At 55.7% G+C, this 14,331-nt stretch carries 14 protein-coding genes, 1 tRNA gene and 1 pseudogene; 6 read left to right on the top strand and 10 right to left on the bottom strand.

Features of this window, described 5'->3' with window-relative positions; all coding sequences use genetic code 11:
• Positions 1-5: 5 nt before the first annotated feature.
• From eutA to ehuR, 6 genes are all read right to left on the bottom strand, one after another.
• Positions 6-785 carry an ectoine utilization protein EutA gene (gene eutA / locus AB4Y96_RS17635; RefSeq protein ID WP_441918766.1) on the bottom strand — a complete coding sequence of 260 codons (780 nt, stop codon included), beginning with the start codon at positions 783-785 and terminating at the stop codon, positions 6-8.
• A gap of 1 nt (position 786) precedes the next feature.
• Positions 787-1,449: an ectoine/hydroxyectoine ABC transporter permease subunit EhuD gene (gene ehuD / locus AB4Y96_RS17630; protein WP_441918764.1), complete on the bottom strand. Its 663-nt coding sequence runs from the start codon at positions 1,447-1,449 to the stop codon at positions 787-789.
• A 1-nt stretch (position 1,450) separates the two neighbouring features.
• The gene (gene ehuC, locus AB4Y96_RS17625; RefSeq protein WP_441918762.1) at positions 1,451-2,110 is read right to left on the bottom strand and encodes an ectoine/hydroxyectoine ABC transporter permease subunit EhuC; all 660 of its coding nucleotides are present in this window, start codon (positions 2,108-2,110) and stop codon (positions 1,451-1,453) included.
• Positions 2,111-2,187: 77 nt separating this feature from the next.
• Complete coding sequence (ehuB, locus tag AB4Y96_RS17620) at positions 2,188-3,033, bottom strand: ectoine/hydroxyectoine ABC transporter substrate-binding protein EhuB (RefSeq protein ID WP_441918760.1); 846 nt, start codon at positions 3,031-3,033, stop codon at positions 2,188-2,190.
• 50 nt (positions 3,034-3,083) lie between these two features.
• A complete protein-coding gene (ehuA, locus tag AB4Y96_RS17615; protein WP_091878087.1) occupies positions 3,084-3,905 on the bottom strand; it encodes an ectoine/hydroxyectoine ABC transporter ATP-binding protein EhuA in 822 nt (273 codons plus the stop codon).
• A gap of 124 nt (positions 3,906-4,029) precedes the next feature.
• Complete coding sequence (ehuR, locus tag AB4Y96_RS17610; RefSeq protein ID WP_441918757.1) at positions 4,030-5,415, bottom strand: MocR-like ectoine utilization transcription factor EhuR; 1,386 nt, start codon at positions 5,413-5,415, stop codon at positions 4,030-4,032.
• An 85-nt stretch (positions 5,416-5,500) separates the two neighbouring features.
• Between ehuR and AB4Y96_RS17605 the strand changes: the two genes are divergently transcribed.
• From AB4Y96_RS17605 to AB4Y96_RS17590, 4 genes are all read left to right on the top strand, one after another.
• Entirely contained in the window at positions 5,501-5,992 is a 492-nt protein-coding gene (locus AB4Y96_RS17605) for an Lrp/AsnC family transcriptional regulator (RefSeq protein WP_441918755.1), read from the top strand.
• A 127-nt stretch (positions 5,993-6,119) separates the two neighbouring features.
• Positions 6,120-7,613 (top strand): NAD-dependent succinate-semialdehyde dehydrogenase, encoded by a 1,494-nt coding sequence (locus AB4Y96_RS17600; RefSeq protein ID WP_441918753.1) that lies wholly within the window; start codon positions 6,120-6,122, stop codon positions 7,611-7,613.
• A gap of 23 nt (positions 7,614-7,636) precedes the next feature.
• Positions 7,637-9,016 carry an aspartate aminotransferase family protein gene (locus AB4Y96_RS17595; RefSeq protein WP_441918751.1) on the top strand — a complete coding sequence of 460 codons (1,380 nt, stop codon included), beginning with the start codon at positions 7,637-7,639 and terminating at the stop codon, positions 9,014-9,016.
• A 16-nt stretch (positions 9,017-9,032) separates the two neighbouring features.
• The gene (locus tag AB4Y96_RS17590) at positions 9,033-10,112 is read left to right on the top strand and encodes an alcohol dehydrogenase family protein (RefSeq protein WP_441918749.1); all 1,080 of its coding nucleotides are present in this window, start codon (positions 9,033-9,035) and stop codon (positions 10,110-10,112) included.
• 51 nt (positions 10,113-10,163) lie between these two features.
• On the opposite strand, the gene AB4Y96_RS17585 is transcribed toward AB4Y96_RS17590, so the two are convergent.
• Positions 10,164-10,928 carry a hypothetical protein gene (locus AB4Y96_RS17585; RefSeq protein WP_091878082.1) on the bottom strand — a complete coding sequence of 255 codons (765 nt, stop codon included), beginning with the start codon at positions 10,926-10,928 and terminating at the stop codon, positions 10,164-10,166.
• A gap of 225 nt (positions 10,929-11,153) precedes the next feature.
• Complete coding sequence (locus AB4Y96_RS17580; RefSeq protein ID WP_441918747.1) at positions 11,154-11,918, bottom strand: glycosyltransferase family 25 protein; 765 nt, start codon at positions 11,916-11,918, stop codon at positions 11,154-11,156.
• Positions 11,919-12,132: 214 nt separating this feature from the next.
• On the opposite strand from AB4Y96_RS17580, the gene AB4Y96_RS17575 reads away from it, so the two are divergent.
• Positions 12,133-12,624, top strand: coding sequence for a GNAT family N-acetyltransferase (locus tag AB4Y96_RS17575; RefSeq protein WP_441918745.1), 492 nt, complete (start codon positions 12,133-12,135; stop codon positions 12,622-12,624).
• A gap of 91 nt (positions 12,625-12,715) precedes the next feature.
• Here the strand turns inward: AB4Y96_RS17575 and AB4Y96_RS17570 are convergent.
• Positions 12,716-12,792 (bottom strand) — tRNA-Met (locus AB4Y96_RS17570).
• Between the two features lie 187 nt (positions 12,793-12,979).
• Here AB4Y96_RS17570 and AB4Y96_RS17565 point away from each other — a divergent pair.
• The gene (locus AB4Y96_RS17565; RefSeq protein WP_091878530.1) at positions 12,980-13,942 is read left to right on the top strand and encodes a Gfo/Idh/MocA family protein; all 963 of its coding nucleotides are present in this window, start codon (positions 12,980-12,982) and stop codon (positions 13,940-13,942) included.
• A 183-nt stretch (positions 13,943-14,125) separates the two neighbouring features.
• On the opposite strand, the pseudogene AB4Y96_RS17560 reads toward AB4Y96_RS17565, so the two are convergent.
• Positions 14,126-14,331, bottom strand: a pseudogene (locus AB4Y96_RS17560) (IS110 family transposase); the annotation flags it as partial.

The raw sequence follows: 14,331 nt of genomic DNA, 5'->3' as shown, positions 1-14,331 counted from the left end.
TTGTTCTACCAGGCGGCCATGGGCCCGGTCATCAACTGACCCAATTCCGGTCGCGGCTGATCCTCGCCACACAGACGCAACGTTGCCCATGCCGTGGCAAGATTGCTGGTGATAACGGGTTTGCCAATGGCTGCCTCGATCTGCGGCGCGGCGATTGCGGCGCGCAATGCGGTGCAGGATATGAACAGAGCATCGCAATCGGCGGCCATTGCTTCCGTTGCAGCAGCCACGAGCGATGCAGGGGTGATCCGGGCCATCTCCCGGTCGTCTTCAAGGCCGAAACAGGTGAAACGAGCGATATCAAAACCTTTGGCCGCAAAATAGGCGAGCATCGGTGTGCTTGTTTCGACGGTATAGGGTGTAAGAACGCTGATGCGCCGGGCACCGAAGGCATGCAGACCGCGAACTGCCGCAAGTGGCGGGGTAATGACTGGCACGCCGGGCTTGGCCGTTCTGATTGCCGCTTCAATCTCATCGTCGCCAATAACCACCGAGGCGGATGTGCAGGAATAGCAGATCGCGTCGAGATCTTCGTCGGGCAGGATCAGCCCGGCACCGATGGTTAGCTCCGGCTGCATCAGGCGCAGATTTTCCGGCGTTGTCGGGTTGGCGTAGGGAATGCGGGCTGTGTAGAGACCGATGCTGTCGCTCGCGACCATCCGCTGGAAATCCGGCTCGGTCGTATGGTCGGTGGCGAGGATCACGAGACCAACGCGCTTGGCAATGGGGCGGTCATCAAAGCCAAGCGGTGTCATGGTTTGGGTGACCTTGATCGGAATACCCATTTTACCTCTCCTCAATCTTGCCATAGCGGCGTTCGAGCCAGCGCAGGGCAATGACGGACACAAGACTGATCACCAGGAAGAAAGCGCCCACCAGAGTAATCGGTTCAATGTAGCGGTAGTTGTAATTGGCGATGCTGCGCGCCTGATTCATCAGCTCAAGCACGGTGATGGCCGACAGCAGCGGCGTTTCCTTGAACATGGCGATGAAGTAGTTGGCGAGCGCCGGGATCATTGGTGGCAATGCCTGCGGAAGAATGATCCGTGTCCATGTCTGGAACGCCGAGAGATTACAGGCGCGGGCGGCTTCCCACTGGCCGCGCGCGACATTGTCGATGCCGCCACGATAGACCTCTGCCGTGTATGTGCCGTAGTGCAGGCCAAGGCCGATCACACCGGCCACAAGCGGCGAAAGAGTGATGCCCGCATCGGGCAGGACATAGAAGATGAAATAAAGCTGCACCAGCAATGGTGTGCCGCGAATGAAGTCGGCGAGAAAACCCACCGGCTTCGACACGAGGGTGTTTTTTGAGCGCCGCAGGATCGCGAGGCCAAGGCCAAGGATCGCAGCAAGAACGGAACCCAGAAGGGTTGCCAGAATGGTGATCTTCACGCCCTCGATGAGGGTCGGTAGGATTTCAACAACAAAGGCCCAATCCCATTCCATCTTACGACCTCACACCATCAAGACCGCGTGTCAGATAGCGTTCCAAACCACGGATTGAGTACGAAATGACCGATGACATGAGGAAATAGAGAACGAGAATGGTCAGGAACGGCATAAGTGTGCTGCCCGTCTGGGCGCGCACAACCTGCGCCTGAAAGGTCATATCCGAAAGGGAAATCAGCGAGACGACGGCGGAGGCTTTCAACAGCTCTATCGCGTTGTTGCCGAAGGTTGGCAGCATCAGCACGAAAGCCTGCGGCAGTATGATATGGCGCAGGCTCTGCCACCGGTTGAAGTTCAACGCGATACAGGCCTCGTACTGTTCCTTGCCGATGGATTTGATTGCCCCGCGCACGACTTCGGCGCCATAGGCCCCGACATTGAGACCCAGCGCCAGAACGCCAGCCTGCAGCGGTGTCAGTGAAAAGCCGAACAGTGGCAGGACGAAATAAGCCCAGAAGAGCTGGACGAAGATGGATGTGCCGCGAAAGAATTCGATATAGGCCGTGGCCAGCGCGCGAACGGCCCAAAATCGCGATATCCTGCCAAGGCCAGCAACAAAAGCCATGATCAGCGCAAGCACGGACCCCAGCAGGGTCAGCTTGATTGTCACAAGCGCCCCTTCCAGAATCAGCTGTAAATATCCGGCCCACTGGCCCATCGGTCATGCTCTCGTTCTTGGCGAAAATGATTGGTCACTCCTGTTTCAGGACAGGAGTGACTGTGACTGGGCTTTTGTCAGCCAGCGCAAAGCTTGTCGCGCGTGGTCGACATGGCTGCCTTGGCCGAGAAGCCATAAGGCTCGACAATCTTGGTAAATTCGCCTGAAGCCTTCATTTCGGCGAGCACCTTGTCGAATTCGTCGCGCAGGGCGGTCTGATCCTTGCGGAAGGCGGCGCCATCACAATAGACAGGCGCATTCACCACGGGCGCGAAAACTTCAACGCTTGGGTCGTTGGCCTTTTTGACCAGATCATTGATCGAGAGAACCGGCAGGGAATAAACATCAATACGTCCATCCTGCAGCATTTTGATACCGCTCTGGCCATCTGGAACGACGATGACGCGGTCACGGGGCACGCCGGCTTCCAGCGCCAGTCGCTCTTCCGTGCCGCCACCGGGAGCGCCGATGGTTGCTTTTGCGTCGACCGCAATATCCTTGTAGCTCTTGAAGCCCTTGGGATTGCCCTTCTTCACCAGAAACGCTTCGGCATCGCACAGGATCGGCTCGGAATAGGCAACGGCGCGGCAGCGCTCCGGCTTCATGAAAAGTCCGGCGGTCACCACATCATGCCGCCCGGCCTGAAGACCCGGAATCATCGCGCCATATTCGGAAATCGATGCGACGACATCGGCAACACCAAGCTTCTTGAATACGGCGCGCGCAACATCAGGTCCTGCACCGGAAACGGTGCCATCTGGTTTGACAGCGGTAAAAGGCGGTTCATTGGCGATGGCGATGCGGGCAAAGCCCTGCGCTTTCAGTTTGTCGAGGGCTTCGTCTGCCTTGACAGGCGTGGAAAGCGCCAGCGCGGTGAGTGCCATCGCTCCAATCGATGCACTGATTGTTTTCAAATTCAACATGTTCCCAACTCCTCAGTTTTCTTGTGTTTTAAGGTGTGCAGGTGCTGCGATCAGACCCTGTGACCGGCAGCGATGATCTTTTTCAGGAATGTCTGTGTGCGTTCCTGTTTGGGATTGCGGAAGATTTCTTCGGGCTTGCCGTCCTCAACGATCTTGCCTCGATCAAAGAACAGGACCCGGTCAGCAAACTCATGGGCAAAACCCATCTCGTGCGTGACGAGCAACATGGTCATGTCGGTCTCTTCGGACAGGCGCCAAAGGACGTTCAGCACCTCTTCCACCAATTCCGGATCGAGCGCGGATGTTACCTCGTCAAAAAGCATGATCTTGGGTTGCAATGCCAAGGCACGGGCAATGGCGACACGTTGCTTCTGGCCGCCTGATAATTGGGATGGCATCGACTTGGCCTTGTCGGCGAGGCCCACCATTTCAAGCAATTGCATGGCCTGTTCTTCGGCCTGCTTGCGCGGCGTGTTTTTTGTGAGCATCGGCGCAAGCGTCACGTTGTCGAGAACGCATTTATGCGGAAACAGGTTGAACAGCTGGAACACCATGCCGATCTGCGCACGCATTTTGTGCAGATGGTTCTCGTCGGCTGGTCGAAGGCCGCCATTTCCCGGCATTTGATAGAGATGTTCGCCAGAAATCCGGATGTCGCCGCTATCAATGCCTTCCAGTGTCATGAGAATGCGCAGGATTGTGGTCTTGCCGGAGCCGGACGGACCAATGAGTGCGAGCTTCTCGCCCGGCGCCACATTGAATGACAACTGATCAAGAACTTTGAACGCGCCGAAGCTCTTGCTGATGCCGTCGATCTCGATGATCGGCGGCTGGCCCGCTGCTTTCGTTCTGGTCTCTTTGATTGGCGGCATGCGTCTCTCCCTCTGGTTGAGACCGGCTATGCCCTAAACGATGAGAGACTTATCAAATCATGTCAATTGTAAAAATTAAATCATGACAATATAAGTTTTATTGCCATGAAATTGCGCGTTGTGGCTAAATCGCGAGCAGCAGGTGCTCGGGGTCGCCCTGCAGCAGACTTCCCACCACGGTCAGGCCGCGCAGCAATTCCGCTTCGGTGGTCGAGCCGAGCGATATGCGCACGGCGGGCTTCCAGTCTTCCTGCGAAATGCGGAACGACGCACCGGGAGCAATGGCGACATTTTGCAATCGTGCCTGCGCAACGAAGGTTTCTTCCGTTCGCCCGTCGGTCAATGGCAACCAGATATGCAGGCTTTGCGGGTGGGAGCGAAAGAATGTGCCCGCAAGCACCTGCGATGCGATTTCGTGTCTGCGCCGCAGCGCCTCCCGCTGCCACTGCACCAATTCCATAGCCGTGCCGTCTTCGACCCAGCGGGTGGCGATCTCCGCCACCATGGGCGTTGCCATCCAGTTGGAGACAAGATGCCGGTTGGCAACGGCAGCGACGTAACGGTCGGGCGCTGCAAGATAGCCAATACGCAAGCCCGGTACGACTGTTTTGGTGAAGCTGGTGAAATAGAGGGTTCGCTCTGGTGCCAGTGCTGCAATGGGTGGCGGGCGGTCCTCGACGAGGGGGCCAAGAATGTCGCTTTCAACGATGGCGATATCGCGCTTGCGGGCGACTTCGACAATCTGTGCGCGGCGGATGGAGCCCATCACCGTTGCGCACGGATTGATGGCAGCGGGTTGCACAAACAGCGCACGAATGCTGGATTCTTTACACGCGGCATCAAGTGCTTCGGGGATAATCCCCTGATCATCAATGGCAATGCCTTTGAGGGTCAGACCCAGATAGGAGGCGAGCGGAACAAGGGTGTGATGCCCGGTGGCCTCGGTTGCAATGGTCGACCCGACTGGCGCAACGCTCATGATGGCGACGGTCATCGCAGCTGTAGCGCCATTGGTGATGCTGATATTCGAGGCGGGAACATCAAGGCCGCACTCACGCAGCCATTTGACAGCCGTAGCGCGGTGGCGCGGAAAGACGACGTTCGGACGGAAGGACAGGGCAGAACTTGCGGGCAATGTCTCGGAAAGCCAGCCGAGCGCTTTCTTCAGCCGCTCATGATGCATTTTCTCGCAGACCGGTTTGAGGATCGACAGATCGATCACTTCGCCGAGGCGCTCCGGCAAATAGGGTTGGTCGATCTCGCGCCGCTGCGCCTTGACGAAACTGCCGCGCCCGGTTTCACCTGACAGCAAGCCTCGGCGGATGAGTTCCTCATAGGCCCGGCTGACAGTCTGTACCGACAGTTTCAGGTCTTCGGCCATCTTCCGGTGCGTCGGCAGACGTGCGCCCGCTTCCAGCGTGCCGTCACCCACAGCGCGCGCAATCTGGTCCGCCAGAGAGAGGTAAGCAGGGCGGGTTAGTGAACGGATATCGGGTCGCCATAATGTCATGATTTGAGATTGATTGAAATCAGGTCAATTGACAATGAGAAAAACACAAGGCCATGATCTATCCACTCTTTGAACTGGAACAGTGATGGGCGCACCAAGACTTGACGCAATCGATATCCGTATTCTCGACGCCATCCAACAGGATGGGCGGATCACCAAACTCGCGCTTGCTGAGCGGGCGGGTATTTCACCAACGCCATGCTGGATACGGCTTCGCAGGCTGGAAAAAGCGGGAGTTATCACCGGTTACCATGCGCGTCTGGCCCTGCGGCTGGTGGCCCCGGTTGCCAGCATTCTCGTGGAGGTCACACTCGGATCGCACAAGCAGACGGATTTCGAGCGGTTCGAGCGAGCGATCAAGTTTTTGCCCGAGGTAATCTCATGCTGGTCGGTTGGCGGCGGGGTCGATTACATCCTGAAAATTGTCGCGCGGGACATTGATGCCTATCAACGTCTGATTGACGATCTGTTGCAGCGCGAACTCGGCATTGACCGCTATTTTTCCTACATCATCACCAAGACGGTGAAAGAGGAAACGGCACTCCCCGTGCATGCCCTGATCCAGTCGCAAGACTGAACCCCGCAGTCCATCTCTCCAAATCGGCGCAGTAATTCGGACAATCTCTCTCTCCAGATCATAAAATACAGTCACTCTCTCCTGCCGGGATCGGCGAGCGTTACCGGGTATTTCAAGGGAGAGCCCGATGTCCGCCCATTTTGCACGACCCGAACGCCACGATGGACTTGACCATCTGCAGGATCGCAGGATGTTGCGCGACCTTGCCTATGTGGATGGGCACTGGACTGCCGGTAGAGGCGGGCAAACATTCGAGGTGCGCGATCCGGCCTCGGGAATGCCAGTGGCCTGGGTTGCGACCCTCGGTGCGGAAGAGACAGCTCTGGCCATAGATGCCGCGTCGCGTGCATTCGGTCCTTGGCGCTCACTTCTGCCGCAACAGCGCGCCGCAATTTTGCGTAAATGGTACGAACTGATCCTTGCCGCCAAGGATGATCTGGCGCTGATCATGACGCTTGAGCAGGGCAAGCCGCTGGATGAATCGCGCGGCGAGATCGAATATGCCGCGTCCTTCATCGAATTCTATGCGGAGGAAGGCAAACGGCTCAACGCGGAAAGTGTTACCAGCCATTTGCCCGGTGCCCAGATGATGGTGAGCCGTGAAGCTGTTGGCGTTGTCGGCATTGTCACGCCATGGAACTTTCCATCGGCCATGCTGACACGCAAAGCGGCGGCGGCACTTGCAGCTGGTTGCACGATTGTTGCGCACCCATCATCTGAGACGCCGCTTTCTGCCCTTGCGCTTGCGGAACTGGCAGAGCGGGCAGGGATACCATCAGGTGTTTTCAACATCATTACTGGCAAGGCAGCGCCTATTGTCGGGGCGCTCTGCGCTGATCCGCGTGTGCGGGCGTTGAGTTTTACCGGTTCGACAGAAATCGGACGCCTGATTGCTGCGCAATGTGCGCCGACGATGAAAAACCTCATCATGGAGCTGGGTGGTCATGCGCCCCTGATCATCTTTGCTGACAGTGACATCGACCGCGCCGTGGATATTGCCATCGGCGCCAAGTTCGCAACGTCAGGTCAGGATTGTCTGGCGGCCAATCGCATCTATGTGGAGCGGCCGATCTACGACGTTTTTGTCGAAGCCTTTGCCCGCAAGATTGCCGCGTTGAAAGTGGCATCCGGGCTGACGCAAGGCGCGGAAATTGGGCCATTGATGCATGAACGCGCCGTGCAGAAGGTTGAAGAGCAGGTGCAGGACGCGCTCGGTCGCGGTGCGCGGTGCGTTACGGGTGGCAAACGTCAGGGGCCCGGGCCGTTGTTCTATCAGCCCACGCTGCTGGTTGATGTGCCCGATGATGCGCTGATCATGCGGGAAGAGACCTTTGGACCCGTTGCCGCTATTACCGTGTTTGATGACGAGGATGATGTCATCCGCCGGGCGAACGACACGGAATATGGCCTTGTCGCCTATGTCGTCACTCGTGATGGTCAGCGCATGCTGCGCATGGGCCGCGCGCTTGAATATGGCATGATCGCGATCAACCGGGTGAAGATCACCGGTGCGCCCATCCCCTTTGGCGGCGTCAAGCAATCCGGCCTCGGGCGGGAAGGATCGCGCCACGGCATCGAAGCTTTCACCGAACTCAAATATCTCTGCCTCGAAGCGGGCTGAAGCAAAAAGCAGGAGCAATGGACATGTTGGACCGTTCAAACGAACTGAACGCCTGGGATCGCGATTACTTTTTCCATCCGTCGACCCATATGGGCACCCATGCGCGCGGCGAAAGCCCGACGCGGGTGATCAAGGGCGGCGAAGGCGTGCATATTTTCGATGTGAACGGCAAAAAGAGTCTCGACGCATTTGCCGGGCTCTATTGCGTCAATGTTGGCTATGGGCGGCAGGAAATTGCCGACGCGATTGCCGAACAGGCCAAAGAGCTTGCCTATTATCATGCCTATGTCGGTCATGGTACGGAGGTGTCGATTACGCTGGCCAAGATGATCATCGACCGGGCACCCGAGGGGATGAGCCGCGTCTATTTCGGCCTTTCGGGGTCCGATGCGAACGAGACCAATATCAAGCTGATCTGGTACTACAACAATGTGCTCGGACGGCCGGAAAAGAAGAAGATCATTTCCCGCTGGCGCGGCTATCATGGCTCAGGTGTCATGACGGGAAGCCTGACCGGTCTCGACCTCTTCCACAATGCCTTCGATCTGCCGCGTGCGCCAATTCTCCATACGGAAGCGCCGTATTACTTCCGCAGGGAAGACCGCTCCATGAGCGAAGAGCAGTTTTCCCAGCATTGTGCGGACAAGCTGGAGGAAATGATCTTGGCCGAAGGGCCGGAGACCGTGGCGGCTTTCATTGGCGAGCCGATTCTTGGCACTGGCGGTATCGTGCCGCCGCCAGCGGGTTACTGGGCGAAAATACAGACCGTTCTCGATAAGTATGATGTGCTGCTGGTGGCCGATGAGGTTGTGACGGGCTTTGGCCGTCTGGGCACGATGTTTGGCTCTGACCATTATGGCATCAAGCCGGATCTGATCACCATCGCTAAGGGGCTGACTTCCGCCTATGCGCCGCTATCAGGTGTTATCGTCGGCAATAAAGTCTGGCAGGTCCTGGTAGAAGGCTCGGATAAGCTCGGCTCGCTCGGTCACGGCTGGACCTATTCGGCCCATCCGATCTGTGCCGCCGCGGGCGTTGCCAATCTGGAACTCATTGATAAGCTTGATCTTGTAACCAATGCAGGTGAAACCGGAGCCTATTTCCGCAAAGCGCTTGCGGATGCGCTGGGAAGCCATCCAATCGTTGGAGACGTGCGCGGTGACGGCATGCTGGCGGCGGTTGAATTCGTCAAGGATCGTGACGACCGGGTATTCTTCGATTCCTCGCAGAAGGTCGGTCCGCAAATATCGGCTGCGCTGGCGGAACGCGGCGTAATCGGGCGAGCGATGCCACAGGGCGATATTCTTGGCTTTGCACCGCCGCTGTGCCTGACAAAAGATGAAGCTGATATCATTGTGAAGGCAGCGGCTGCCGCCGTAGACGCCGTTGCAAAGACACTTTGAGTGCAGGAGCATGGATATGGTTTCTCGCACGATGTCAGCCGTCCTGCTGACAGGCCACGGTGATCTCAACAAGCTTGTTTACCGGACCGATGTGCCGGTTGCACAACCGGCAGCCGGGGAAGTCCTGATCGAAATCTCCGCCTGCGGGATGAACAATACGGATGTGTGGGTGCGCCAGGGCGCTTACGGCACAGAAGATGATGTGAATGCGGTTTCCACCTGGCGGCGACAGGAGCCGACGCTGACGTTCCCGCGTATTCAGGGAACGGATATTGTTGGCCATATCGCGGCAGTCGGGGCAGGCGTATCCGACAGCCGTCTCGGCGAACGGGTGATGGTGGATTTCTCCATTTACAACCGCGATGACGATAGCCTTGCCGATATCGACTATATCGGGCATGGCCGCGATGGCGGATATGCTGAATATGTAGCGGTGCCAGCCGAGAATGCCCATGTGGTGAACACGGATATGAGCGATATCGAGCTGGCAACGTTTTGCTGTGCCTATCTGACCGGTGAACAGATGCTTGAACGTGCCGGACTGAAGTCCGGGGAGAGAGTTCTGGTGACGGGCGCTTCGGGCGGCGTGGGTTCCGGCATAGTCCAGCTGGCACGGGCGCGCGGGGCCATTCCCTATGCGATTGTCGGTGCTGGCAAGGAGCAGGCCTTGCTCGATATTGGTGCCGAGGCCGTCATCACCCGCGGGGAAGTCGGTCTCATCAGCGCGGTGGAGCATGTTCTTGGCGGCAAACCCATCGATGTCGTTGCCGATCTTGTTGGCGGGCGGATGTTCAATGATCTTTTACGAATCCTGCGCCCGGAAGGCCGCTACACCACCGCCGGTGCAATTGCCGGACCTGTGGTGCAGCTTGACCTTCGAACCATGTATCTGAAGCAATTGCAGTTGCACGGATCATCGCAGGGCACGCGCGGTGATTTTCGCCGTATCATCAGGTATATTGAGGAAGGCAAGCTGAAACCGCTGGTTGGCGGCGTCTATCCACTCTCGGAATTCCACCGGGCCCAAAGCGACTTCATGGCAAAAGGTTTTGTCGGCAAGCTGGTCGTTGTTCCCGATGCAAAATACCGATGCTGAACCAATGCCGAGTGATTCCTGCGGCAATGGGGTCGCCGCAGGAGTTTGATATCACTGTAAAGGAACCGTCTGTGTCGGCAAGCCGACGCCACGGATCACATTATTCCCATAGGAGATGACCGCGCCGCCATTGACAATACTGAGGCTGGTGGCATTTCCGGTTAACGTCGTTCCGTTCAAAATCAGCGAACTCGCACCGTCAACTTTCCCTGCAAACACATTATTGGATTCCACTGTACTGCGTTGCAGGATGACAACATTATTGCCAGCCAGAGCTTTGATATTGATTCCTCCGGTATTCCCGAAAATCAACGTATTATCGATAACCACGCGTGTTGACGTGGCCGCTTGAACATCAACGCCGAAGCCTGTGCCACTGCGAAAGTTCCTGATGGAAGAGTTGCGGATCAGCAATGTCCCTGCGCCAACCATGCGAATGCCGTTCTGACCCGTGCCAGCTCCTTCAATATCAAGCCCATCCAGAACGACCCTGTCCGCCGCCGCTACATTAACAATGATGCCGTTGGTGCCAGCTGCCAGAATACCAGCGGTCCCGCCTTCGCCGACGATGCTGATTGATTTGGTAATGGTGACTGCGCCAAAGCCACCCGGATCAATAATGTTGATTTCGCCGCTGATCGCAGTTTTCGAGATTGCCCCGGCAAACGTCTTGCAGGGCGCCGTCCGGCTGCAAGGATTGGCATCGTCACCAACGCCCGACACCCAGGTCCTCGTTGCCTGCGCATTTGATGCTGTTGTCAGAAAGAGTAACGCGATGATGGTAGCTGTGCAGATTTGTATAATTGCCCGTAACATCTTCAGTCCCCCCGTTTTCTGATTCTGATAATTCAGAAAAATCCGTTTACATGAGAAAACTCATCGGAGGCGGAAGTATATATAGTTGATCATTGGCGTAATATACGGAAAACGAAATAGATATTCGGTAAAACCAGATAGACAGTATTTATTCGTAGAGTTCTAATTGTTAAAACGCTGAATAATAAAGATTGTCAGCTTCCGTATAGCTGATTTATGGAATGATCAGACAAATGGTACGCGGTTCCAGGACTGGGTATAACGCATTTTAATCCACGCTCGCCACATTTGTTCAGCTGCTTGCCTGAACGGCCTTATTCCTTCTCGCATTATTCTTGCAAATGGTCTTGCCCGGGGCACTTCATATCGATCAATTGTAGATTGGATCATTGCCTGTTTGCACAGGGCGGGACTGATTTGATAGACGATCAGTTCGGCAAAAAGCCCATAGTCAGGATTGAAAAGCAGTTCATCAATTCCCGTGGTGACATAGGCTGTCTCGTGCCAGAGGCGCGTCGCACATCGTTTCGATATGATATATCCAGCGGTGCAGTTATGGGTGCTCAAGAGGCGAGCGACTACACGTCCATCTGATGAACGATGAATTGGTTTGTCAGTCAGAACCTTGCAGCCGGTTGTTTCCAGTTTGATGATATCCGCGTCCGTTGGAAGCCACGCTGAATTCTGGAGCCAGTCTGCGATAGCAGGGGACAGTGTTGCATCGTCTTCGAAAATTGCCGCGTAGTCTGTCTCGCCTTCGGCTATCAACTCGAAGCATTTTCTGTGGCTGAGATAACACCCAACTTCTGAACGTGTCATGGCAGGTTCGTCCGGTCGCTGCCACACTAATTCGGCCATCTCAGCATCCGTGATCAAACGACCGTCAACTGCTGCGACCCGCTCAAACGCTATTCCCAGTTCTGTAAATAGTTTTTCCATTCTCGCCAACCGTTCGGTCGAGCGATCCATATTGATCAAATAACATTTCATTCTCAGACCCGAAAACAGCTTTAAAAATCAAATATGAATTGCTGCAAGCCAACGCCGGCAACGCTTGTTTAATGTTTGATTTGTGAAGATAATCAGAAGGGTTGTCCACCAACCACAAGTTTCAAATTTCGGGGTAACATGACTGCGCTGATGGGTTGGTTGCCAAACGCCCTGCGGTCATCGATGTCGATGCGATTACTGGCGGATACAGAAGATGGCTGATATTCAAGTGGTTAGAGCGACCGAGTCGGATTTGCCTGTGATTTTGAGGGCTGAACGTCTTGATGGATACGACGCTGTTGTCGGCCGATGGGACGAAGAGCGGCATAGACTTGCTCTTGCCGACGAAAAACACAGATATTTCATTGCCAAAGACGCGGACGAAATTGTCGGATTTGCTATCGTACGGGATTGGTCCTCACCGGATCGGGTTTCACTGATAAAGCGCATCGCAATGCTAAAACCGGGACAAGGGTATGGCAGACGATTTCTGCAATCCGTTCTAGACCGTATTTTCATTGAAACTGATGCCCATCGCGTTTGGCTCGGAGTTTTTCCGGAGAACATACGCGCACGCCGTGCTTATATAGCCGCAGGCTTCATACCCGAGGGGATTGCGCGGGGAAGTGCGTATTTTGGCGGAATCTACAGGGATGAGCTTGTGATGGCTATTCTTCGGACCGAGTGGGAGGCCGGGAAGACATAAGGCTGTAAAAATGCTGCAAAAAATCAGAATCGCGGTTTCAGCTACAATTTGCAACAATCTGATCTGAAAACCGCCTTCTTTGGGAAGGAAATGGTAGCGAAGGAGGGATTCGAACCCCCGACACAAGGATTATGATTCCTCTGCTCTAACCTACTGAGCTACTTCGCCCCATATGTCATGCGACCCGTGAACGGTTAGCCTGCAAATGAGGACCGGGGGACGCGCTGTCAATTGACAGGGACGGGGCGGATATATGTGGGGAGCAACGACCTGTCAAGCAATCTTCTCCTTATCCAAGACTTGTGTTCGTTTCTTCCTGCGGATATTGGATGCCGTGATGAAAAAGGCTGAAAAGATGGCTCCACGGATTGCAGTGCTGGGTTGCGGCTATTGGGGCAGCAATCATATCCGGACATTGAAGAGTCTCGGGGCGCTGTTTGCGGTCTCCGACCAGAACACTGATCGCGCCGCCGGCTTCGCCGCGGAGCAGAATGTTCTGCATATTGAAGTCGAGGATCTTTTCACCCATCCCGACGTTGATGCCATCGTTATGGCCCTGCCGCCGCAGTTCCATGCCGCTGCCGCGATTCGTGCCGTTACCAATGGCAAGGATGTGCTTGTCGAAAAGCCGATTGCTCTGACCGTTCCTGATGCCGTGGCTGCTGTGCAAGCCGCGCGTGATAATGGTCGCATTTTCATGGTTGGCCATGTGCTGCGCTTTCACCCGGCGTTTGAAAAGCTTCTTGAACTGATCAAGGCCGGTGATCTCGGTGATGTGCGCTATATCCATTCCCATCGTCTGGGGCTTGGAAAGTTCCACACGGAAAATGATGCGCTGTGGGATCTGGCTCCGCATGACCTGTCGATGATTCTGGCGATCACCGGCACGGAGCCGCTGGAAGTGCGCGGCGAGGGCGCTGCGGTGCTCGATCACTTGAGCGATTTCGCACATCTGCATATGCGCTTTCCCAACAATATTCGCGGGCACCTTTTTGCCTCGCGCCTCAATCCCTATCGCGAGCGCCGCCTTACGGTTGTCGGAACCAAGGCCATGGCTGTCTTTGATGACATGGAACAGTGGGACAAGAAGCTTGCGGTTTACAAGCATTCGATCTGGCAGGACAACGGCCAGTGGGCATCGACAACGGAAGAGCCCACATATGTGAAAATTGCGCAGGGCATGCCACTGACGCGCGAATGCCAGAATTTCATCGACAGCATCAATACCCGCAGCGAGCCGCTGACCGATGGTGAAGAAGCGATTCGCGTTTTGCGAATTCTGACTGCCGGTACTGTTGCACATGGCAAGGTCGGCTGATTGTCTGTTGGCGGTAGGTGGCAAGCAGTAGGTGGTTCGTGGTTCGACAAGCTCACCATGAGGCCCTTCGACAGGCTCAGGATGAGGGGAGCCTTATTCTGCAATCTTTGTGATACGCAAAGTTGGCGATTATCGTTGCCTCCTCACTCTCCCTCATGGTGAGCAACTGTGTTTGGGTGTTGATCAGATTTGGTGTTCTAATCTCCATGGTGTGTCGGTTTTGATGATGGCGTTGATGATGACGATGAGTTTTCGCATGATGGCCACAATTGCAACCTTGAAGGGTTTTCCAGCGGCTCTGAGTTTCTGGTAGAAGCGTGCCAGTGGCTGGCTCTTGGCCCTTATGATGGAAAGGCACGCCATGTAGAGGATGCGCCTGATATGAGGGC

It is taken from the genome of Phyllobacterium sp. TAF24 (assembly GCF_052113785.1).
Lineage (GTDB): Bacteria > Pseudomonadota > Alphaproteobacteria > Rhizobiales > Rhizobiaceae > Phyllobacterium.
The sequence above is the reverse complement of the archived record's forward strand: the minus strand, read 5'-3'. Positions and strand labels throughout refer to the sequence as shown.

What these genes read in the sequence shown, in the direction of transcription:
- eutA (WP_441918766.1), bottom strand. Translation starts at nt 785, where the DNA reads ATGGGTATTCCGATCAAGGTCACCCAAACCATGACACCGCTTGGCTTT.
- ehuD (WP_441918764.1), bottom strand. Translation starts at nt 1,449, where the DNA reads ATGGAATGGGATTGGGCCTTTGTTGTTGAAATCCTACCGACCCTCATC.
- ehuC (WP_441918762.1), bottom strand. Translation starts at nt 2,110, where the DNA reads ATGGGCCAGTGGGCCGGATATTTACAGCTGATTCTGGAAGGGGCGCTT.
- ehuB (WP_441918760.1), bottom strand. Translation starts at nt 3,033, where the DNA reads ATGTTGAATTTGAAAACAATCAGTGCATCGATTGGAGCGATGGCACTC.
- ehuA (WP_091878087.1), bottom strand. Translation starts at nt 3,905, where the DNA reads ATGCCGCCAATCAAAGAGACCAGAACGAAAGCAGCGGGCCAGCCGCCG.
- ehuR (WP_441918757.1), bottom strand. Translation starts at nt 5,415, where the DNA reads ATGACATTATGGCGACCCGATATCCGTTCACTAACCCGCCCTGCTTAC.
- AB4Y96_RS17605 (WP_441918755.1), top strand. Translation starts at nt 5,501, where the DNA reads ATGGGCGCACCAAGACTTGACGCAATCGATATCCGTATTCTCGACGCC.
- AB4Y96_RS17600 (WP_441918753.1), top strand. Translation starts at nt 6,120, where the DNA reads ATGTCCGCCCATTTTGCACGACCCGAACGCCACGATGGACTTGACCAT.
- AB4Y96_RS17595 (WP_441918751.1), top strand. Translation starts at nt 7,637, where the DNA reads ATGTTGGACCGTTCAAACGAACTGAACGCCTGGGATCGCGATTACTTT.
- AB4Y96_RS17590 (WP_441918749.1), top strand. Translation starts at nt 9,033, where the DNA reads ATGGTTTCTCGCACGATGTCAGCCGTCCTGCTGACAGGCCACGGTGAT.
- AB4Y96_RS17585 (WP_091878082.1), bottom strand. Translation starts at nt 10,928, where the DNA reads ATGTTACGGGCAATTATACAAATCTGCACAGCTACCATCATCGCGTTA.
- AB4Y96_RS17580 (WP_441918747.1), bottom strand. Translation starts at nt 11,918, where the DNA reads ATGAAATGTTATTTGATCAATATGGATCGCTCGACCGAACGGTTGGCG.
- AB4Y96_RS17575 (WP_441918745.1), top strand. Translation starts at nt 12,133, where the DNA reads ATGGCTGATATTCAAGTGGTTAGAGCGACCGAGTCGGATTTGCCTGTG.
- AB4Y96_RS17565 (WP_091878530.1), top strand. Translation starts at nt 12,980, where the DNA reads ATGGCTCCACGGATTGCAGTGCTGGGTTGCGGCTATTGGGGCAGCAAT.